General features: G+C 36.2%; 15 protein-coding genes and 1 pseudogene. 13 read left to right on the top strand and 3 right to left on the bottom strand.

The annotated features are described in order from the left end of the window. Positions 1–121: 121 nt before the first annotated feature. The 3 genes from ACFFIX_RS17875 to ACFFIX_RS17865 all read right to left on the bottom strand — a co-directional run bounded on the left by ACFFIX_RS17875 (position 122) and on the right by ACFFIX_RS17865 (position 4,488). Positions 122–1,402: an ABC transporter substrate-binding protein gene (locus tag ACFFIX_RS17875; RefSeq protein WP_378936389.1), complete on the bottom strand. Its 1,281-nt coding sequence runs from the start codon at positions 1,400–1,402 to the stop codon at positions 122–124. A gap of 63 nt (positions 1,403–1,465) precedes the next feature. Beyond that, complete coding sequence (locus ACFFIX_RS17870; protein WP_378936387.1) at positions 1,466–2,632, bottom strand: response regulator transcription factor; 1,167 nt, start codon at positions 2,630–2,632, stop codon at positions 1,466–1,468. 80 nt (positions 2,633–2,712) lie between these two features. After that, complete coding sequence (locus tag ACFFIX_RS17865; RefSeq protein WP_378936385.1) at positions 2,713–4,488, bottom strand: sensor histidine kinase; 1,776 nt, start codon at positions 4,486–4,488, stop codon at positions 2,713–2,715. A gap of 615 nt (positions 4,489–5,103) precedes the next feature. Here ACFFIX_RS17865 and ACFFIX_RS17860 point away from each other — a divergent pair. The 13 genes and pseudogenes from ACFFIX_RS17860 (at position 5,104) to ACFFIX_RS17800 (ending at position 22,652) form a co-directional block, all read left to right on the top strand. Next, complete coding sequence (locus ACFFIX_RS17860; protein WP_378936383.1) at positions 5,104–5,856, top strand: DeoR/GlpR family DNA-binding transcription regulator; 753 nt, start codon at positions 5,104–5,106, stop codon at positions 5,854–5,856. Between the two features lie 390 nt (positions 5,857–6,246). Beyond that, a complete protein-coding gene (locus ACFFIX_RS17855; protein WP_378936381.1) occupies positions 6,247–7,308 on the top strand; it encodes an NAD(P)-dependent alcohol dehydrogenase in 1,062 nt (353 codons plus the stop codon). A gap of 1,344 nt (positions 7,309–8,652) precedes the next feature. Then, positions 8,653–10,509, top strand: coding sequence for a beta-glucoside-specific PTS transporter subunit IIABC (locus tag ACFFIX_RS17850; RefSeq protein ID WP_378936379.1), 1,857 nt, complete (start codon positions 8,653–8,655; stop codon positions 10,507–10,509). A gap of 17 nt (positions 10,510–10,526) precedes the next feature. Beyond that, complete coding sequence (locus ACFFIX_RS17845) at positions 10,527–11,933, top strand: glycoside hydrolase family 1 protein (RefSeq protein WP_378936378.1); 1,407 nt, start codon at positions 10,527–10,529, stop codon at positions 11,931–11,933. A 407-nt stretch (positions 11,934–12,340) separates the two neighbouring features. Beyond that, complete coding sequence (locus tag ACFFIX_RS17840; RefSeq protein ID WP_378936376.1) at positions 12,341–13,189, top strand: PRD domain-containing protein; 849 nt, start codon at positions 12,341–12,343, stop codon at positions 13,187–13,189. A 755-nt stretch (positions 13,190–13,944) separates the two neighbouring features. Beyond that, a pseudogene (locus tag ACFFIX_RS17835) lies at positions 13,945–14,238 on the top strand (Lrp/AsnC family transcriptional regulator); the annotation flags it as partial. A gap of 297 nt (positions 14,239–14,535) precedes the next feature. Next, positions 14,536–16,077, top strand: coding sequence for a class I adenylate-forming enzyme family protein (locus tag ACFFIX_RS17830; RefSeq protein WP_378936374.1), 1,542 nt, complete (start codon positions 14,536–14,538; stop codon positions 16,075–16,077). A gap of 24 nt (positions 16,078–16,101) precedes the next feature. Beyond that, on the top strand, positions 16,102–16,878 hold the full coding sequence (locus tag ACFFIX_RS17825) for a helix-turn-helix domain-containing protein (RefSeq protein WP_378936372.1): 777 nt from the start codon (positions 16,102–16,104) through the stop codon (positions 16,876–16,878). A 172-nt stretch (positions 16,879–17,050) separates the two neighbouring features. Then, on the top strand, positions 17,051–18,421 hold the full coding sequence (locus ACFFIX_RS17820; protein ID WP_378936370.1) for a solute carrier family 23 protein: 1,371 nt from the start codon (positions 17,051–17,053) through the stop codon (positions 18,419–18,421). A 36-nt stretch (positions 18,422–18,457) separates the two neighbouring features. Beyond that, complete coding sequence (locus ACFFIX_RS17815) at positions 18,458–19,318, top strand: 3-hydroxybutyryl-CoA dehydrogenase (protein ID WP_378936368.1); 861 nt, start codon at positions 18,458–18,460, stop codon at positions 19,316–19,318. A 1-nt stretch (position 19,319) separates the two neighbouring features. Further along, the gene (locus ACFFIX_RS17810; RefSeq protein ID WP_378936366.1) at positions 19,320–20,102 is read left to right on the top strand and encodes an enoyl-CoA hydratase-related protein; all 783 of its coding nucleotides are present in this window, start codon (positions 19,320–19,322) and stop codon (positions 20,100–20,102) included. Positions 20,103–20,123: 21 nt separating this feature from the next. Further along, positions 20,124–21,302 (top strand): thiolase family protein, encoded by a 1,179-nt coding sequence (locus ACFFIX_RS17805; RefSeq protein ID WP_378936364.1) that lies wholly within the window; start codon positions 20,124–20,126, stop codon positions 21,300–21,302. Positions 21,303–21,341: 39 nt separating this feature from the next. Then, entirely contained in the window at positions 21,342–22,652 is a 1,311-nt protein-coding gene (locus ACFFIX_RS17800; protein WP_378936362.1) for an acetyl-CoA hydrolase/transferase family protein, read from the top strand. The last annotated feature ends 4 nt before the right edge of the window (positions 22,653–22,656 follow it).

Here is a 22,656-nt window from a genome sequence, read left to right as displayed (position 1 = left end):
GCTGAGCCAAGACTAGTCCAGTTTTTTTGAGGGATTCTCCACTTTTATTCAAGTAAAAGTGGGGGAGTGGGCTTCATTAGAATATTGCAATGACAGTGTGAGAGAACTTTCGTTTATAGATTTAGTTGCTCGATGCCCTCTCCCAAGACTTCTGAAACTCTTGCAGTAATTGATCGCGATTAAGTTGTTTTCCCACGTACAATTGCATGGCAGATCCGAACTCTTCTCGTACTCCAACAGGGAAATTAAACCAATTAGAGTGCAGCGTTTTCCCTTCATTGTAGTACCATATCGTTTCATCCGCGAGTGGTCCTAAATTGTCAGCCTTTATGTTTTCAAACGCAGGAATAAATTTGAATTGTTCTGTCATAAACGTTTTGCCTTGTTCTGAAGAAACCATCCAATTTAAAAATTTCTTCGCTTCTTTTTTCTTCTCTGGTGTTGATTGTTTGTTTACAACCCAATAATTCGGTACGCTGACTACCAAGGCATTTTTGATAGGTTCATCATTTATAGGTATTGGCAGAAACCCGATGTTCATCTTTGGTGATAATTGATCAATCATCGGCTGAATCCAATTACCTTGTTGAATCATGGCTGCATTTCCTTTGGCAAACAAATTCACTTCCATATTGTAATCCGTTGTTAGTGGATTACCGTTTCCATACTTTGTTGTTACATCCAAATAGTTGATTATGTCTTTGAACTTTTGATTGCTATCGATTGTTTCCGTCCCGTCATTAAGACCTTTTATAAAGGCAGATGGATCTTCTTGTTGTGCAAAAGCGATATTCATTAAATGGACACCCAATTTCCATTCTTCATAATATCCGGTTGCAAAAGGAGTAATGCCTGCTTTTTGCAATTTTTCTGCCACTGTTATTAATTCAGTCAGCGTTTTCGGTAACGTATCAATGCCTGCCTTAGTAAATAAATCCTTATTATAGATGAGTCCATATCCTTCCAGGTTAAGTGGCATTCCGTATACTTTTCCATCGAATTTCATCGGTAATAACGCATCTTCATATGCAGTTTCAACCCATGATTGGTCCGTAAGATCCTCTAAATATTTACTCCATAGTTTGGCACTTTCGTATCCACTGTTCGTAAAAATATCAGGGCCAGTACCAGCAGCAATCTGTGCTTTCAGATCGGCAAGGTCATCAGAAGCTCCTCCTACGGTGTGAATGTTAATTTCGACGTTTGGATTTTCCTTTTCATAAGCGATTACCATTTGTTCGAACTGCGTGGAAATTTCAACTTTCGGATTCCGTATGTTCAACGAGATTTTTTTCTCTGCAATTTCCTTTTCTTTTGGTACGGTATCTTTATTTGTTTGACATGCCGAAAGAGACAGGCACAGTATTCCGATCAAAACCATGTGTAGTAGCTCTTTTTTCATCGCTTCACCCCAGTAATTTAAAATGATAGATTTAAGGCAGAAAAGTGTATCTATTTTCTATTTCTAATTTGTTGCTTTTTCAACGTTTCGGTACTCAAAAGGTGTCATCCCAACCACTTTTTTGAATAGTTTCGAGAAGTAATTTTCATCCTGATAGCCGAGCATTAAGGATATGGAGTAAATACTTTCATCCGTTTCATTTAACCAATATTTTGCCTGGTCAATTCTGAGTTTTATGACGTATTTGGACAGGGGCATGCCCGTTTCTTGTTTGAATTTTCTTGAGATATGTTCACGACTTAAGAAGAACCGGTTTGAAAGTTTTTCCAAACTCAATTCTTCCATGTAATACATTTCTACATAGGAAACAATGTCCTGCATACGACGTGCATTATCCAAATTGTTCAAACGGTGTATAGATCTGAAGTTTTGCTCTTCCATTGCTTTTTGCAAAGACTGAAAGGATTGCGGAATCTCTTCTAATGATTTCAGTGGATCACCGCTAACAGTACGTACAGGGATATCAAATTGTTGACTGATCCATTCCTCAACCGATAACCATTGTTTTTTTACGGTAATGACCAGACAAAGACTATGATCGTTCTGAAGCGCAAATGCATTTCCCAATTCCCGATCAACAAGATCGTCAGCTAGTAACTGAATGTAAGGTTCAGAATGGTGCATTTGGTAAAAGGAAATTAGTGTAAGATCGTATTCATCAGCTTGAGGAAGATATGAAGTCATTTCGTTTGTGTCGAAAAGTTCCCCGCTGCAAGCTTTCGTAACTAACTGATTCATACGCAACCTTTTAACATCTTCATAAACGCCTGTTTCTTTGTAGTGACGATCCTCCTCTTCGTTTGCCCAGGATTTAACAGATGCCTCCAATGTTTGATTAAATGCATCAGCTTCAATCGGTTTCATTAAATAATCGAAGATATTGCATTGAATTGCTTTACGCATAAACGAATAGTCGTCAAACCCTGTGATTAAAATTACTTTGCCAGGATAAGAAATGGTATTTAACCACTCGATTAGTTCTATACCGCTCATTCCAGGCATTTTTACGTCTGTAAAGATGATTTCCGGAATATCTCTTTCTATGATTCTTTTTGCTTCTTCTCCATTTCTTGCTTCTAAGATATCGGTAATACCGTATTTCTCCCACTGTCCCAAATGCCGTATGACATCTCTTACATTGAATTCATCATCTACAATTAAAGTCTTCATACAGCATTCCTCCTTCAATGATGTGAGTAGAAATTCTCGTTCAACAATATGATTTTGGAAAGCAATTTAAATAAACCAATTTAATCATCAGTAACCTTTGGGTCTAGAGGAATGAAAATACGAACTAAAAAAACCTCTCCTTGATTCGTATCCAATTCTAAGCCAGCTCCTGGTCCATAATTTAAAACTAATCGGTCATGAATATTTTTTAGACCGATATGTTCGTGTGCATATGTTCCTTCATAAGGAGGCGTATAGATATTTTCTCTTAGTGTTTGTAGTTCAGTAAGTGTCATACTAGAACCGTCATTTTCTACAACAAGGTTTAAAAATTCTCCTCGTATATCTCCATAAATGGTTAAGTGAGCATCATAGAAACCTACTTCATAACAGTGTTTAAAGAAGTTTTCAACGAGCGGCTGAAGAATCATACTTGGAATTGTCATATCAAGAATCGTCTCATTTATTTTAATAGAATAGTTAACATTGTTTCCGAAACGCTCCATTTGAAGAGATAAGTATGTTTTTATATAATCCACTTCATCTCGAACCAAGACCCATTGATCCGCCCGAATGGAATAGCGCATCATTTTGGATAAGGACGTCACCAATTGGTAGACTTTTGGAGAATCAGATCTTAGGGCAACTGCACCTATGGATTGTAATGCGTTAAATAAGAAGTGAGGATTAACCATAGACTTTAGCGCTTTGAGTTGATTTTCCCTATTCTCTATTTCCAGTTTATATTCACGTTCAATGTGAAGGTTGATTCGGTTCATCATATCCTTCATATGTTTTTCGAGATGACCGATTTCGTCTTCTCTGTTGTCAGTAAAGGGGACATCGATAATTCCACCCTCAATTGTTCGCACTTTGCTGCTAAGAAGTTTAATTGGACGAGTAATTTTGTATGAAATAATACCAATCATTAATAACCCGAGAAATCCTACTCCTATCCCAACAAATATGTTTGTATATGTGGTCTGCCTAACATCATTAAATAATAGATGACTAGGGGTTATCTTCACTAATTTCCATTGATTAAGTGGTCCTGATAGCGTTTTGGATATAACAATATCTTCACCAGTTTCAATGCCTTCATAGATCAACTTGTGTAAATTACGTGTAATGGACTCACCGATAAGGGATGGATCACTTGCATACATGATTCGATTATTTGAATTAATAAGTAATACTGATTCTTCATTGTCCTGAACAAGGCTTTTAGATATGCGAGCATAAGCATCTAAATCGATATCAATCGAAATGATGCCAAGAAATTCGTTTGAAAGCACGTCTACAACTTTATGGTGAATCGTCATAACCACTGTTTTGTCCGACTTGGGAACAATCGCAGCATTATTATAATTTTCAATCTGATGGGGTGGCTCAATTATGAACTTTTTGTTAGAGTTATAAAGTTTTTTAAGCACTTCTTGCTTCATTAAATCCGGTCGAGATTTACGAGCACTGATCGTCGCATTATAAACAGTAAACGATTCTTTATCCTTATCAAGATAAAAGCGAACCTGACGGATTTCCTTTCGCATCAGATAAAAAGTTTCTATGCTTTTTTCCATCGCAATTTGGTCTAAATAAATCGAATCTTCAAAACCATTATTAAAAATTCGGAATAAATCAGGATTTCGGTATAAAATATAAGGAAGATTGATCAAGTCATTAAAGTATTGCTCCAGCTCTTCCGACAATTTCTCCATTTGTTCGTGACTGGTTTCGAGCTCATGCTGTTCCACACTATTTTTCGTATACCCATAAATGAAAAGAACAGATAAAAAATACGGTAGGATGATAAAAGTAAGAAGCATAAGAAATAAGCGACTTTGAATGCTTTTCACGTGAAGATGCTCCTTTCGTTCAGGGCGTCCAAATGAACATGCCTTTTTATGAAAGAGAAATAGAAGTATGGTACTTGACCTTAAAAATAGGCATTATAAAACACCCTAATGATAGGTATAGTGAATTTGACTGGAAAACACTACCAATACAGAAAAGGTGTGTCCTATATGATAGCGAATAATGACCAAAGTAAGCAACTACCAAATGAACTAACATCGACATTTAAAGAATTACAGGTGTTAAAACGTCTAAGAAATGCTGGTATTACGTAGTCCTTTGGCTATTCTTGTGCGTATCTTTTTCAATCCCTTTTTGAGTAGATGGAAATATCAATGTATAAAGTAGTAGTTATATTGACTGACTTATAAGTAGTTTTTTTACATATTTGGGCTGTTAAAGGTGAAGGATACGCCTGGGGAAAAGTTATAGTTTGTTGACTTTTTTCGGTTATCTTTACGGTTTCTTATTCCTTCGAGTTAGCGAATGATACGAATTTCAGGTTAGGATTGAGTACCTTGCATTACCGTTCATTCCTGTATGTCTTTTATTTATATCCATTTCTGTACTATACTAGGCTAAAAGAAGTAAGGCTTATCAATTTAGGGGGAGATCGTTTGCTTATTTCTGAGCGCCATCGGTTGATTTTAGATTTTGTAAAGGAAAAAGAGAATGTTAAGGTTCAAGAATTAGTAGAGTTAACAAAGAGCTCAGAATCGACATTGCGACGCGACTTGGATCAGCTAGAAAAACAGAACTATATAAAACGTGTACATGGCGGAGCTTCATTATTACAAAGAAAACGTGAAGAACCAAGCATGATTGAAAAGTCAACGCAGAATCTTAAAGAAAAAACGATGCTGGCAAAATATGCTGCACAATTAGTTGAAGATGGAGACTGTGTATACCTTGATGCCGGAACAACAACCTATCAAATGATTCAATTTTTAGACCAGAAGAATGTTGTTGTCGTTACGAACGGGATTGACCATTTGGCTGCACTTCAGGAAAGAGATTTAAATACCTATATAATTGGAGGATATGTAAAAAAAGTAACAAGAGCGATGATTGGTATCAATGCATACGAAAGCATACAAAATTATCGATTTGATAAATGCTTTATAGGCACGAATGCAATCCACCATGAATTAGGTTTTACTACTCCAGATCCAGAAGAAGCTCAAATGAAGGCAAAGGCTATCTATCTTTCTCGTGAACCGTTTGTACTTGCTGATCATCGGAAATTTGGTGAAGTTTCATTTTCTAAATTTGCTGATCTAAATCAAGCTAAAATCATTACGAATGAAGAAAATTCAATTATATTGGAGAAATATAAGGAGAATACGGAAATTTACAGTGTCGTTTTTTAATAAACTATCATTTAGTTACATAAGTATTTCTGTGAATTTTGATTTTATTTTGCGCAGTTTTTAAGCGTTGGTTCGTTATAATAGCCAAACACTTTACGACAGACTAATAAAGCTCTAAAGAATGAAGTAGCTCAATCTAATGCAGCTACTTCATTTTTCTAACGTAAACTGGTCAGTTTTTATTATAATGAACAATTTCAATTGATTTGTTCAATAATCAACAAATAACGTTGATTTAACCATTGTAAGTATCTTGTTTCTTTTTATAATTATAGACAGTTGTTGGCTTATCAATAAATGTTGTTATGCGGATTCAACTGGAGATGGAAAAATCATTTCATGTTCATCTCAAGGATTCAGAATTAACAAGAAAGGATTGTGTTGTCTCTTATGTGTAATAATCATAAAAATATGACTACGACCCATGTTCTAAGTACCCCAAGTGCAAAAGCACCCTTTGAAAAGACCACTATTGAGCGGAGAGAATTACGGCCATATGATGTCTTAATCGATATTAAGTTTAGCGGTATTTGCCACTCCGATATTCACAGTGCATTCGATGAATGGGGCGGCGGAATTTTCCCCATGGTTCCTGGCCACGAAATTGCCGGAATTGTGGCAGCAGTAGGATCAGAAGTGATAAAATTTGCTGTTGGTGATCGTGTTGGCGTTGGCTGCTTTGTTGAATCCTGCGGAGAATGTGAGTACTGCCTTAGTGGCGAGGAGCAGTATTGTACGAAAGGTGTTATCAACACATATAATTCATTAGATTACGATGGTAACCCAACATACGGTGGATACAGCCAGAAAATCGTTGTAACGGAAGGATTCGTTGTCCGTATTCCAGACAGTCTGGAAATGGATGTGGCAAGCCCGCTGTTGTGTGCAGGCATCACTACATACTCCCCTTTGAAACACTGGAACGCTGGTCCAGGCAAGAAAATTGCTGTTGTGGGGATGGGGGGCCTTGGCCACGTAGCGATCCAATTTGCACATGCCGTGGGTGCTGAAGTAACTGTCCTGAGCCGGTCTATGGATAAGAAAAGTGAAGCCCTGAGTTTTGGCGCAGATCATTACTTTGCAACCAGTGATCCCGATACATTCACTGCGTTGGCTGGCCGTTTTGACCTCATCTTAAACACAGTGTCAGCCAATCTTGACGTTAATGCATATTTATCTATGCTTCGCGTAGACGGAACACTTGTTAATGTGGGTGCACCAGCTGAGCCAGATCAGTATCATGTGTTTTCATTAATCATGGGCCGCCGCAGCATTGCCGGGTCACTTGTTGGTGGAATCCGAGAAACACAGGAGATGCTCGATTTCGCAGCTCAACACGGCATTGCCCCTATGATTGAAGTAATCCGTGCTGATCAAGTAGACGAAGCATATGAGCGTGTCCTCCGAAGTGATGTACGTTATCGATTCGTTATTGACATATCTACCTTATAAGCAGTAATGATACTTTCTATCATCTTGAATCGGCTTTGATGAAAGAGGGGTTAACCAATTCGATAGGTTGGCCTCTCTTTTGTTTACTGAAATCGTGTCTTGGGAGTTTTCTGATTATATAAATTAAAATCTGGGGATGACGGGATAACATTTTAATGAAAATATAGGCTAAGCCACTTATTGGAACAAGAGTTTACAGTTTTCTATTTAAAGCATCTTCCCAATGGAATAACCCTCTATCTTCTTTGCTAGATTTTTGAATAAAGATCGATATTTTATAGAAAAGTCGGATCGTTTATAAAGTTTGATCAAAAGTCCTGATGTGATAATGCAGGATTTTTTTCCATGTTCAGCAATCGGGCCAGATTGTTGTGCGAAACGTTTCTAACTCAAATTGAGAATAGACACATTATTCAGGTAAAGGTTAGACAATCCCTCTCGGAATTGAAGGGTTATATTGAAGAGTCAAATGATAGAGTAACGTCTTGAAGGGCTCTCTCTTAGTCGAATAGCACTTGATTTAGCAAGTATGAAAGTGTTATAAGCTCGGCAAAAAGGCGTGAGAATTTACCGTAACAGTTTTTCTGGCTGACGAAATCCTACCCGAAGGAGTGGTGTAAATCATGGTGCTTGAGCTGAATGAACATGGTGAGAATGCAATAACCCTACAAGAATAAAGGGTAAGCTGACGAATTTCCGAAGGTAAGGATCTATACTGGCAATACGCAGAAATGTGTATATCACCGAATGTGAGGTTGGCTGTGGGTGAGTAAAAATCGCAATTATGAAAATCCAATGTAATGTTATAGGCATTTCTTAGCTAATAGGTCTACAGAACTTCAAACCCTTACCTATCTGTATGAGTAACTCTTATACTGCGTAGTAGACATATACTGTGCAACAAATAAAGTCAGATTCTATAGTTACCTTATTAGTTTCAAATCTTTTTTAGGTGCTATATTGGCGCTCTTATTTGTCCACATGCCGAAGCAAGGAGAATTGATGGTTAAATGAAGTAATTTAAGTATTAGTAAAATATTAGAGATTATCCTAATCCTATTTAATAAGATATGGAGGCAAGTGCATATCATGTATGAATCCAAATGTTATATACCAACATTTGGATTTATTTTTACCCTTGTAATTATTATTTAAATTCAATATAATAAGTTCAAATAACAAAATAAACAAACCGGACATGTGACTGGTAATGCAGGCAGGATCCATAAAGACGATATTCTATCTAATGATATGATATTGTTTTTAGGGGTCCTGTCTTTTTTGTTAGCTTATTGTTTTGGCCAAAATGTAAGCGCATTTAATTTATCCTGAGGAGGATTTAATATGGATTACAAAAAAATAGCAACTGACATTTTAAAATATGTTGGTGGTGAGGACAATGTGGTTCATCTAGGACACTGTGCAACAAGATTACGTTTTACACTTGCAGATGATAGTAAGGTAAATATAGATGAACTTAAAAAAATTCAAGGAGTTTTAGAGGTAGTTAATAAAGCACAATTTCAAGTAATTATAGGGAATAATGTGATTGAAGTGTATGAAGAATTGCTTAAACTTGGTAAGTTTGGACAGCAAAATAATAACGTAAACCAAGCAAAAGCTAAGCAAAAAATTGGGGCAACAATTTTAGACTTTTTAGTTAGTGTATTCCAGCCTTTAATTCCTGCAATGGCAGGTGCTGGTATTTTAAAATCAATGCTATTGCTATTATCGGTTCTTAACCTGATAGATGAGACTGGACAGACGTATATTATCCTAACGTCCATTAGTGGTGCAGTATTTTATTTTTTACCAATATTAGTAGCTATTACTACGGCAAATAAATTGAAGGTAAATAATTTAGTTGCCGCATCAGCAATGAGTATTCTTTTATTCCCTGACATGACCAAGCTTTTAGCTGAGGGTGCAAGTCTATTTACAATTCCATTAACAAATGTTAACTATTCAGCACAGATTTTTCCGTCTATACTAGGTGTTATTTTCTACGCTTATATGGAAAGATTTTTTACCAAGATTTCACCAAAGCCTATTCGAGTTTTCTTTATACCAATGATGTCAATGCTTATAACTGTTCCAATGACACTTTTAGTTTTAGGACCAATTGGATTTCAGGCTGGGACATTATTAACGACTATTATTTTGTTTGTATTTGATAAAGCTGGATGGATTGCAGTAGGTCTTCTTGCAGCAATACTGCCATTTATGATTGCTACTGGTATGCACAAGGCATTAACTCCATATGCGATTAATACAATTTCTTCCACTGGAAGGGAATTTCTTCTATTACCAGCGTTATTAGCGCATAATATGGCTGAAAGTGGTGCGAATTTTGCAGTTGCTTTACGTGCAAAGGAAACAGAACTTAAATCTATTGCATTATCTGCTGGTATTTCTGCATTATTTGGTATCTCAGAACCTGCACTTTATGGAGTTACATTACAAAGGAAACGTGTACTTATAAGTGTTGTAATATCATGTTTAATTGGCGGTTTAAGTCTTGGCCTATTTGCTGTAGGAGGATCTACACCTGTAAGCCCAAGTGTTGCAAGTATATCAATGTTTATAGATCCAACTAACGGAAAAAATATTATTTTCGCTCTTTTAGGTTTAGTTATTTCTTTTGTATCAGCTTTTATCATTACACTTATTTTGTGGAAAGAAGATAAAGAAAATATTGAACAAACAGTTGTTGGTCAAACTGCTAATAGCGGCGTAATGGTTAATGAGAGTGTTCAAATCAAACAACCAGTTCTAGGTGAAGTAATTCCTTTATCTGAAGTAAATGATAATGTGTTTTCAACAAAAGTGATGGGTGACGGAATTGCAGTTATTCCTTCAATAGGAGAACTTTACGCACCAGCTGATGGGGAAATTAAAATGGTGTTTAATACAAACCATGCATTAGGATTAGAAACAGCCAATGGAGCGGAATTATTATTCCATATCGGTATAGATACAGTGAACCTTGGGGGGAAATACTTCGAATCTTTTGTGAAGGTTGGGGACAAAGTAAAGTCTGGGGATTTACTGGTGAAATTTGATTTGCAAAAAATTGTTGATGAAGGATATGATCCGGTCACAATTGCAGTAGTCACGAATAAAGATAAATTTTCAGTAAAAGTGACGGATTTAACTGCTGATAATGATTCATTGATGACTGTAGCTGCGTTAGGAAACTAAATTGGAGGAGATTAGGTATGACGAAAGGATTTCCAGAGGACTTTTTGTGGGGCGGTGCAACCGCCGCTAATCAAGCTGAAGGTGCCTATTTAAGTGATGGAAAAGGATTAAGCACAGCAGATGTCATGACAGCAGGTGTGCATGGTGTTCCTAGAGAAATTACAGATGGTGTTGTGGAAGGAAACTACTATCCTAGCCACAATGCAGTTGACCACTATCATCGATTTAAGGAAGATATTGCATTATTTGCTGAAATGGGATTTAAAAGTTACCGTATGTCCATTGCTTGGTCAAGAATATTTCCAAATGGTGATGAAAAGGTACCTAACGAGGCAGGCTTAAAGCATTATGATGAAGTGTTTGATACGTGTCTACAATACGGTATTGAACCAATCGTAACACTTTCACATTTTGAGACACCACTTGGTCTACTAAAATATGGTTCATGGGAAAATCGTGAAGTAATTGATTTTTATTTACGCTATTGTGAAACTGTATTTAACAAATATAAAGGAAAAGTGAAATATTGGCTTACATTTAACGAAATCAATGTCATGTCTACAAAGCCATGGATGGCCGCTGGAATTGATTCAAATGATGAGCAGACAAGAATGACTGCCGCTTTTCATCAGTTTTTAGCTAGTGCTAAGGCTGTGCAGATGGCTCATGAAATTGATTCTAATAATAAAGTAGGAATGATGTATGCCGGACATTTTGCTTATTCCGATAGCTGTGACCCGGAAGATGTACAGAAAACGGCTGATTTTATGCATAAAATGCTGTTTTATTGTGATGTTCAATGCCGCGGATATTATCCAGCGTATAAATTAAAAGAGTTTGAACGTGAAGGAATCGTACTACCTATTCAAGATGGTGATCTAGAAGAACTGAAGAAGGGGAAAGTAGATTTCCTCTCATATAGTTATTATTTAACACATGTAGTTGGTAAAGAAACAAATTTAGAATTTAAAGGACTTAACGGTGTGAAAACAGGTTACAAAAATCCTTACCTTCCGACGAGTGATTGGGGATGGACAATTGATCCGATGGGTCTCCGTTATTCATTAAATCTATTATATGATCGCTATCAAATACCACTAATGATTGTAGAAAACGGTCTTGGAGCAGTTGATGAAGTTGAAGAAGATGGAAGTATTCATGATTCGTATCGTATTGACTATTTAAGAGATCATCTTAACGAGATGAAAAAAGCAATTGAGATCGATGGTGTTCCTGTTTTGGGGTATACCATGTGGGGTCCAATGGATATCATTGCCGCTAGTACAGGTGAAATGAAAAAACGATACGGCTTCATTTATGTAGATGTAGATGATAATGGAAAGGGTACATTTAATCGTATAAAGAAAGATTCGTTTTATTGGTATAAAAAGGTCATTGAAACAAATGGTGAAGATTTAGATTAAATAAAACTATTAAATTTAATTAATTTGCTCGATATACTATTATCTATGTAGCTATTAGTCCGGTATGAGGATTTATAAGGAATAATAGTAGCTACATTTTTTTTTTCTATGAAAGAGATTAACTGTAATTCTAAAAATTAATAAACTGGCTTGTTAAATTAAAGTAAAACTATCTTCTTTGCAAAAGGAATCCCAAAACTTGAGTGCACGCTGCTACATTTACACCGAATTACCCATAATGTTATTAGCTAACAAAATGCCTTCATAAATGCATATGAGTGTGTCTATTAGGACTAAGTAAAAGAGGAAATTTAGATTACCAAAAAACAGGTCTATGAATGTTTTTGAACTATTGGTAAGTTTGGACAAATTTTCTAAAACTTTGTTAGAGGAAAGGAGCATATATTGTGATTAAAATAAAAAAAGTCCTAAATTCGAGCGTGGTATTGGCAGAAGATGAACAAAAAGAAGAGTTCATTCTATTAGGTAAAGGTATTGGTTTTGGGCAAAAAGTAGGTAATATCATAAAAGAAAATCAAGCTGATCAAATGTTTATACCCGTTGAAAATATTAAAGTTAAAGAATTTATTGGTCTATTGGATAGTATACCACTTGAATATGTTGAACTGACCCAGCAAATTGTAAATTATACTGAAAATAAACTAAATACGAAACTAAATACAAGTATCTATTTTATGTTAATGGATCATTTAAATTTTGCTGTAGAAAGATATAAAAAAAATATTAACATCACAAACAGAGTATATTGGGAAATTAAAAATTATTATTCAGAAGAATTTGAGGTTGGAGTATACGCGCTAAAACTAATGAACGAAAAGTTTCAAATTGATTTACCAATTGAAGAAGCAGCAAACATTGCATTCCACATTATTAACGCTCAGGGAGAACAGAAAGAGTCTGGAGAGGGCATGAGGTATGCTAAGATGATCGGAAGTATCGTGAATTTAACAAGATATTCTTTCAATATCAACATGGATACAGAAAATATTCACTATACTCGATTTATCACTCATGTTAAATTTTTTGTAGAACGATTTTATTCTGATAAAATGTTAGATGATAAGGATAATATATTATTCGAACAATTAGCTAGCTTGTATCCTCAAGCTATGGATGGTGCATTTAAAATTAAAGAATATATAAAACAAGTTAATGGAAAAGATATTCCAAATGAGGAATTAGCCTATCTCGCAGTACATATACACAGGTTAATTACTTATAATGAGCTTGGGTAGTGGAAATATTTAGAGAAAACAAGCAGGTAGCACAAAGATTTTGCTTATGAGTGAAACTAGTATATTCCAATACCAAGTAAACACTAAAAAGAGGACATATAATTGTTCTCTTTTTTACTTATGAAATGTTATTTTAAAAAGTTAAACATTATGTGCATTTTCGCTTAAAAGTGAATGAATTATCTTCAACAGGGGTAGGGTGCTATTCTGAAAAAGTTGATAAATTAACATTTATTGCTGAACAGTACAACGATACTACTCAATAGAAAATGATCTTCCACAATCGGGCACGATTGCGGTAGACAATAAGCCTAATTCCTCGGTAAAAAAGGAGGATTAGGCTTTTTTATTTCAGAATCCTTGATTTTTTTCTGTTGGTAAACACGTTGACAGCAAGTGATAAATTTCGTGGAAACTGCTGGTGAAAAACATGGCAGAGATGGTTCATTTTTGTGGCTGTCACACCGGGTTGTACAAGAAAAGGATTTAGTAAACAATTTTTTTGTATTTAACAATTATCGATTCTCTAAAGTACGCTGATTCATCACCTTTACTAAAATATCGAATATCCGTTTAGCATGCTCAAAAAGGATTTGTCCTGCAAATTCTTTCTTGGATGGCAGAAGAAGAGAGAGAGAATCCGAAAACGACAACGTGAAGGAATTGATGTGGCTCTGCAAAATGGAGTTGCTTTTGGCCGACCTAAAGCTACTGTGACAGAAGAGTTTAAGAATGCTTATAACCGGTGGAAATCAATGAAGTTATTAGACAACGGTATAATAACAGGATGTAGTATCGAAGTGAATCATGTGAAGTTAGGACTTGCTATACATGCATTTCTTAATATTTATATCAACAATATAGATCATCAACCCTATTTAGCTTTTATAAAAACAAAAGATGATTATGTAATAAACAATTACAAAATTAGTGGAGACAGTTGCTATTTGCTTGAATGTAAATTCCCCTCTAATGAAGTATTAGATCAATTCTTAAAAGACTTAAATAAATTTGCAAACTATAAAGTGTCGATTGTTATTAGTGTATAGTTTACTTAATAAAACGGAGATGTTTGGTCATATCTTCTATAATAAAGCCCTAGCTTGGACGTGAAACTTACCAGCTAGGGCTTTTGTATATAATTTTTTTATCTGTTTGGTCTATTTGAACGTTAATTCCTTTGAAAATAAAGTTAAAGCGCTAAAATACATTATTTTATCTATGTATTTAAACCCTGCCGATATTATACACTTAGCTCTGTCAAATAATACAAATAAAAATAGAAAGCGAGTTGTAAATATGAAAATTACAAATTCGAAATCAACAATCGTAGTAGGAGGGGAATTATGAATCAACGAACTTTTTTTGAATTTTGTGTTGAGAGGAACCCGGATAGGGTAGCTGTAATTGATAGGAATAAACAGTTAACGTATGTTGAATTAAATGAGAAAGTAAACCGAGTTGCTTCAGCACTACAAAAGTTAGGGTTAAGAAAACAGGAGAGAGTAATGGTCCTACTAAAAAATAGGATTGAAACAGTTGTTTTATATTGGGCTGTACAAAAGTTAGGGGCCATTTTTACGCCGGTTAATTTCCGGCTATCTTTAGAGAACATAAAATATTGTATCCATGATGTTGAACCTAAAATTGTAATATTTGAAGAGTCTAGTGAGCATTTGATTACGAAAGAAACGTTTATAGAAAGACCGATTTTTATTGGAATTTCCAATAAAAGTGAATTGTCTGATGTAGGTTACAATGAATTAGTGAATTATGGATCAATATCTTATCGCGAAGAAAGCATTACAGATCAGGACATATCGATTCTTTACTATACATCTGGTACTACGGGTGTACCAAAAGGAGTACCAAGATCGCATAATAATGAGTACTCAGCAACAACTGCTCATGTAATACAATTTGGTACCCAACCTTTTGATAAGACTCTCGGAGCAGCTCCTTTATATCACGTTATTGGATTACGTTCATTACAAGCAATGACTGCATTAAACGGCGTATTTGTAGTCTTAGCAGATTTCGATAGCTTTGAATCATTACAGATGATTGACCAAGAAAAGATTAGTTGTCTATTTTTAACACCAACGATGTATCACGATTTAGTCTTTCATCCTACAGCAAAAGAAGTTGATTTTCCCCATTTACATACAATTGTTTATTCTGGATCACCGATGTCAAAAGAGTTAATAAAAAAATGTGATGAAGTGTTAAGGCCGAAATGGTTTATAAATCTGTATGGAAGTACAGAGATCTACACATTCGCATATTGCCGTGATGTAAGAGAAAAACCAGGAAGTGCTGGGAAGCCCGGTTTTCACCAGAATATAAGACTTATTCCCGTTGCTTCCGATAAAGAAGCACCAGTGAAAGGCGTTGTTTCTCAAGGAGAAGTTGGTGAAATTGTTGTTAACATGGAATCTCCAGAAGCATTTAAGGGATACTGGAACCGTCCCGATCTAACAAGAGATCATATATTTGATGGATGGTACTTTACAGGTGATCTAGGTGTCGTTGATCAGGACGGAGATTTAACAATCGTCGGACGAGCAGATGATATGATTATATCTGGTGGAGAGAATATCTATCCAGAATTAATTGAAAAGGTTCTTATGGAACACCCGCAAGTTAATGAAGTAGCAATTATTGGAGAGTTAGATGAGAGAATGGGGCAAATTGTAGTTGCTTATATCGTATCTAAAGATCAAACTCTAACTTTTCATGAGTTAGATCGGTATTGTAAATATAATCATGAAATCCCGAGTTATAAACGACCAAGAAAGTATGAATTCGTAGAAACTATTCCAAGAAGTTCAGGAGGGAAAATTTTACGGAATACCCTTCGGAAAGGTCATTTAATAAATGATAAATAAAATCGAGAAGAGGTGAAAGTGATAATGGGTGAGATTTTATTTGTAGATGATGATATTGAAACTAAACAATTAATTAGGTCAGTAGTGTCGGAAAACCAATTTGACTATTTATCAATCTATGAAGTAGAAACTGCTGAAAAAGCGATTAATTATTTAAAACAAAAGCAGCCCCAAATTATGTTACTTGATCTCTCACTTCCGGATGAGGACGGGTTTGTGCTAGGGAAAAGATCTCTTGAAATTTATCCGCATTTACCGGTTGCGGTTCTTACACATCTTAAAATGTTTGACACTGTTCAAAACTGTATTAATGCGGGTTTTTCAGGATATCTTTTAAAGCCAACTTTTAAAAGTGAAGTACTAACGCTGTTCGAACGTTTAATAACAAAAGGCTTTGTTCTAAAAGGTGAAGAAATCTTAGAACGTACAACCTCAGCTGGAAAATCCTTTGAAGCCGATCCAACTAACCCTATGGAAACGGCAATTAAATATATACAACTAAATTCTCATGAACCACTAACCTTAAAAGAGCTTTCTAATCTCGTCTATCTAAGTCCTTCGCATTTCAGTCGTATGTTCAAAGAAGAAATGGGTTTAAATTTTGTAGAGTATTTGATAAAGTTTCGGATTGAAAAAGCAAAAAGGTTATTAAAAATGACGTTGTTGCCAATGGAAGTGGTATCTAGTAATTGTGGATTTTCTAGTGCGGCTCATTTTTCAACAACTTTCAAAAAAATAGAGGGAGTAACTCCTAGTGTCTATAGAAATTTGTTTTCAAAATTAAACGAAAAAAATGAATAAAGCAAAAAAATATAAGTGAACGTCAAAAGAATCTAAAACTAGACTTTCTTAAAGTTTCGTACTATGTAAATAAGCATAACAGTTGAAAGTGATTCTTCTACTACTAGGAGGTGCAAAATTTTTCATTAAAATTGAAAGCGCTTTAAAAATTTATTGGAGATGAGGGAGTAGGATGCCAATTTACAAGCGTAAAGAGGGTCAAGAACAACCATATTGGCCAGCAGGACCATTTAAGGTGAGGTTGCCATTTATTCACTACCGCTGGGAGTCAGCGGAATTTGTTCAAGCTTTAATTATGTTTGTAGTTCCTCTTGGGATGATTCCGCTATTAATCGAGTACTTAGGCTTACCATATCAAGTTGCATTGGCCTATGTATTTATTGGTGGAATTGGATTTATGCTTCCTAGTTTGCTAGGAGTAGCGATGGTACCAGGATGGATTACACCAGCAATCCCTGTTGTTCTCTTATTTTTAGGTGATTTTCAACCTGGCCCTGAAGCAATTCAAGCATTGTTTGCATTACAATTTCTTGTTTTTCTCATCTTCTTTATTTTAGGAATAACTAAATTAGGTGATAAATTAGTTGAAATTGTCCCTAATTCTCTGAAGGCAGGTATTTTAGTTGGTGCGGGGCTTGCTGCATTAATGGGAGAAATTCAACATGGTGGTCGTTTAATGAATACTCCTAGCTCTTTAATAATTGGTAGTTTAGTTGCCTTTTATATCTTATTCTCCTTATCATTTAAACACCTAGTAGAGAAACACAAAATCGCAAAAATTATTGCGAATTATGGTCTTGTTCCAGCCATGGTTACTGCGATGATCATTGGTTGGATCGTTAGTGAATATCCGTTAGCAAATATTGAATGGGGAATCACTCAACCAGCTTTTATAGAAATGTGGAGCTATCTACCGTTTACTGTTGGTTTTCCTCCACTTCAAGTGTTTTTATTAGCGGTACCCACAGCAATAATCGCTTATATTATTGCATTTGGTGACATCATTGTCGGTAAGACACTTTTACAGCGAGCGGATAAAGTGCGAAAGGATGAAGCAATTGATACAAATGTAAATAGAGTACACATTGTTACGGCAATAAGAAACCTAATCCATGCTTTTTTTGCTCCATACCCAGGGTTAGCGGGACCACTTTGGACACCAGTTCATGCAACAATGGTTGAACGTTATAAATATGGTCGTAAAGCAATGGACTCAATTCATAGTGGAATGGGGACGTTCTGGATTGCTGGATTTCTCGGACTATTTATTTTGCCGCTTGTTAGCTTATTCCAACCAATTCTCCCAATTGCATTATCATTAACGTTAATTATAACAGCCTATGTTTGTATTAGTGTTGGTGTTGAACAGGTTCATACTACAACAGAGCGCGGAGTTGCTGGAATAATGGCTGTTGTCTTAGCGGTACATGGTGCAACATTTGGCCTTATTGCGGGAGTGGTCTTATATTTCCTAATAGAAAAAACTAGCTTTTTTAACAAGTCTACTAAGGGTCAAGAACCAGAAGAAGAAAAGGCTAGCTAATTCTAGTAATATCTAAAGACTTATCAGGGGGTTGCAATGAATATCGAAAAAGTCGTCGTAATAGGTGCTGGACAAATGGGCACCGGTATTGCACAAGTGATGGCACAATCGGGACTACATGTCATTCTTAATGATCTAAGTGATGAACATGTACAAAAGGGGTTGGGTGTAATTTACAACCAATTACAACGTGATGTTAAGAAAGGCAGAAAAACAGAAGAAGAAAAGCAAGAAATTCTAGAGAGGATTCAGCTTTCTTCTAATCTATCAGAGGCTACTGATGTTCAGTTTGTAATTGAAGCTGCAACAGAAAAATTAGAGGTAAAAAAGCAAATCTTTAAATATTTAGATGAGATTGTGCCAAATGGGGCCATTTTGGCCTCAAACACCTCTTCGATTTCGATAACTGAGATTGCGGCTGTAACGAAACGACCAGAACTCGTGATTGGAATGCATTTTTTTAATCCGGTCCCTGTAATGAAACTAGTTGAAATCATCCGCGGATTAGCAACATCTGACAAAACCTATGAAATGATCAAATCTTTAACTAGAACCATCGAAAAGGAACCAGTTGGTGTAAAAGACTTTCCAGGATTTGCAGCTAACCGTATATTAGTGCCAATGATTAATGAAGCCATCTTTTGTATATACGAAGGGGTGTCAACATCTGAGGAAATTGACAATGTAATGAAGCTCGGGATGAATCATCCCATGGGGCCGCTTCAATTAGCTGATTTTATTGGTCTTGATACAGTGTTATCGATCATGGAAGTCCTGCATGATGGGTATGGCGATCCAAAATATCGTCCATGTCCTCTTCTGCAGCAGTACGTAAAAGCTGGATGGCTCGGCAAAAAGACTGGAAGAGGATTCTATATATATGAGGGAGGTAAGTAACATGGAATTTAAACATTTGCTATTTTCAGTAGAGGAACAGATTGCTACAGTAACGATCAATCGTCCTAAAGCGTTAAATGCACTCAATATGGAATTACTATTAGAGTTAACTCAATTATTTGATCACATTAAGAATAATGCTTCTATTCAAGCAGTTGTGCTCACAGGATCTGGAGAGAAAGCATTTGTAGCAGGAGCAGACATTAGTGAAATGCAATCAAAAACAGCACCTGAGGCAAAGGGATTTTCAACAATAGGAAATGAATTGATGTCTAAAATAGAAAATTTGCCCCAACCAGTTATTGCTGCAGTTAATGGATATGCGTTAGGGGGAGGAAGTGAATTAGCTCTGGCCTGTGACTTAAGAATTGCGAGTATAGATGCTAAATTGGGCCAGCCTGAGGTAACTCTTGGAATTGTAGCAGGATTTGGCGGCTCACAAAGACTGCCTAGACTTGTGGGTCCAAGTATCGCGAAAGAACTTTTAATGACTGGTGAGATGATCACTGCAGAACGTGCTTATCAAATTGGTTTAGTTAATCATGTTGTGGAAAGTGATGCCTTACTAGATAAGGCAAAGTCCATTGCAAGAAAGATGATTTCAAATTCGATTATTGGAATTCAAGCGAGTAAAAAACTTGTAAATGAAGGTTTCGAAATGGATATACAGCGTGCTCTATCTTTAGAGGCTGAAACATTCGGAATGATGTTTGCAACGGAAGACCAAAAAGAAGGAATGGCAGCCTTTTTAGATAAACGTAAGGCCCAATTTAAGGCTAAATAAGTAGGATGGAGGTGAACCATAATGAGTGATATTTTTATTTTAGAGGGGGCAAGAACACCCTTTGGGACGTTCGGTGGTGAACTGAAAGATATTCCCCCTACAGAGTTAGGGATACTTTCAAGTAAGGAAGCCCTGAAGCGAAGTGGGATAAAAGCAGAAGAGATCGAATTCTCAGTAACAGGTAATGTTATTGATTCAGCTAAAAACTCACCATATATAGCACGTCATATAGCCTTAAGGTCAGGAGTTCCTATTACTAGTCCGGCTTTAGCAATCAATCGCTTATGCGGATCAGGCCTTCAAGCAGTTGTGTCTGTGGCTCAGTCGATTAAGTTAAATGAGGGACAGATTGGGCTTGCTTGTGGGACGGAAAATATGAGCTTATCGCCGTTTTCCCTAAGAGGCAGTCGGTTTGGAACAAAGTTAAGTTCTCCTGTTATAGACGATATGCTCTGGGCTACACTGACAGATGAATATTGTGGTTTCGGCATGGGTGTAACGGCTGAAAACCTAGCAAAGAAGTATGAGATTTCTAGAACAAATCAAGATGAATTTGCTGCTGAAAGTCATAAAAGGGCATCAAAAGCAAGAAAAGAAGGAATTTTTTCCGAGGAGATTGTACCTGTTGAAATTAAAACGAGAAAAGGTTCAAAGGTAATTAAAGTTGATGAGCACATTCGCGACACTACAACCTTAGAGAGTTTATCAAGTCTTACGCCTGCTTTTAAAAAAGACGGAACCGTAACAGCAGGTAATGCAAGTGGAATAAATGACGGGGCAGCTGCACTTGTATTATCGAGTGAGAGGTATATAAACGAAAATAATTCAAAACCCATAGCACGTATCGTATCGTGGGGAATTGCTGGAGTTGAACCAGAAATCATGGGAATAGGACCAGTTCCAGCGATTCAGCAAGCCTTAAAACGAGCAAATATGTCGATACACGAAATTGATTTATTCGAGATAAATGAGGCCTTCGCAGCTCAATACTTGGCTGTGGAAAAAGAACTTGATTTAAATAGAGAAGTTACAAACGTTAATGGAGGAGCAATCGCTCTAGGCCATCCTGTTGGAGCAAGTGGAGCGCGTATTCTTTATTCATTAATCATAGAATTAAGGCGACGAAATAAGAAGTACGGAGTAGCTGCGTTGTGTATTGGCGGTGGGCAAGGAATCGCAGCGATTGTAGAAGCTTTATAAACAACTTAACTAAAGATAGTTTAGGAGGAGGAAATTTCTATGCGTTTTCAAGTTGAATACAAAGAAAAACTAAGAACTCCAGAAGAGGCCGTTCAGTTCATCGAACCAAATACTGATATCATTCTGCCTATAATGGCGGGTGAACCACCAGCTTTACTGGAATCACTTCCTCAGCACACAAAACTAAGAGGAAACCGTCTTTATCGAATGTTACCTGCCTATCCAATCCTAAATGTGGATGAAGATCGTATCAAACAAGTGTCATTGTTCTTAAGTGGTCAGGATCGGTCTGGATTTCATGAGGGAAAAGTTGACTTGTTACCCAATCACTTTTCTGACATCCCAGCATTATTAAAACAAGTTACCACTGACCGTGTCATTATGGCTGTTGTTTCACCAATGGATGAAGAGGGTTATTTTTCTCTAGGAGTAAGCCCATCGTATACGGCACCTCTTATAGAAGATGCGAAACAAATCATTGTTGAAGTGAATGAAATGATGCCAAGAACATATGGTGAACAAAATAAAATCCATATTAGTCAAGTGACAGCCTTAGTAGAAAATAATAAAGAACTTCCATCTGTCCCTAATCCAATTTTATCAGGTAAAGATGAGAAAATTGGGCGAATAATAGCTGGAATCATCAATAATGGTGATACACTTCAAATAGGCTTTGGTGCAATGCCTAATGCAGTAATGGAATTTCTAACTGATCATCGAGATTTAGGGATTTATACTGAAATGCTTCCTGACAAAATCATAGATTTGTATGAAGCGGGTGCTATTTCTAATAAAAATAAACCTCTATTTAAAGAGAAAACAACAATGACTTTTGCTTTTGGGACAAAAAGACTCTATGAGTTTATGCATGAGAATGAAGATCTTTACTTCCTACCATGTGATCAGTCAAATGATTTGCGTGCAATATCGAAGTTTGATAACCTTGTTTCTATTAATTCAACTGTGGAAATAGATTTCTTAGGGCAATGTAACTCTGAAACTGTAAAAGGAAGTTACTATTCATCAACAGGAGGACAGGGTGACTTCGCAAAAGGGGCTCGCCTGACAAAGAACGGTAAAGGGATCATCTGTCTGTATTCAACTGCAAAAAATGATACCATTTCAAAAATTGTTCCGACTCTCTCAGTTGGTGCTGTGACCACAACGTCAAAAAACGATGTTGATATGGTAGTAACGGAATATGGGGTAGCTCAATTAAAAGGAAAGACGATACGTGAAAGAACAGAAGCACTCATAAATATTGCTCATCCGAAATTCCGTGAAGAACTAGAGTTTGAAGCGCGCAAGTTAGGTTATCTACCTGTAAAAAATTTTTCATTTAGATCCTAAAGTA

Source organism: Metabacillus herbersteinensis, assembly GCF_042433335.1.
Lineage (GTDB): Bacteria > Bacillota > Bacilli > Bacillales > Bacillaceae > Metabacillus > Metabacillus herbersteinensis.
The sequence above is the reverse complement of the archived record's forward strand: the minus strand, read 5'-3'. Positions and strand labels throughout refer to the sequence as shown.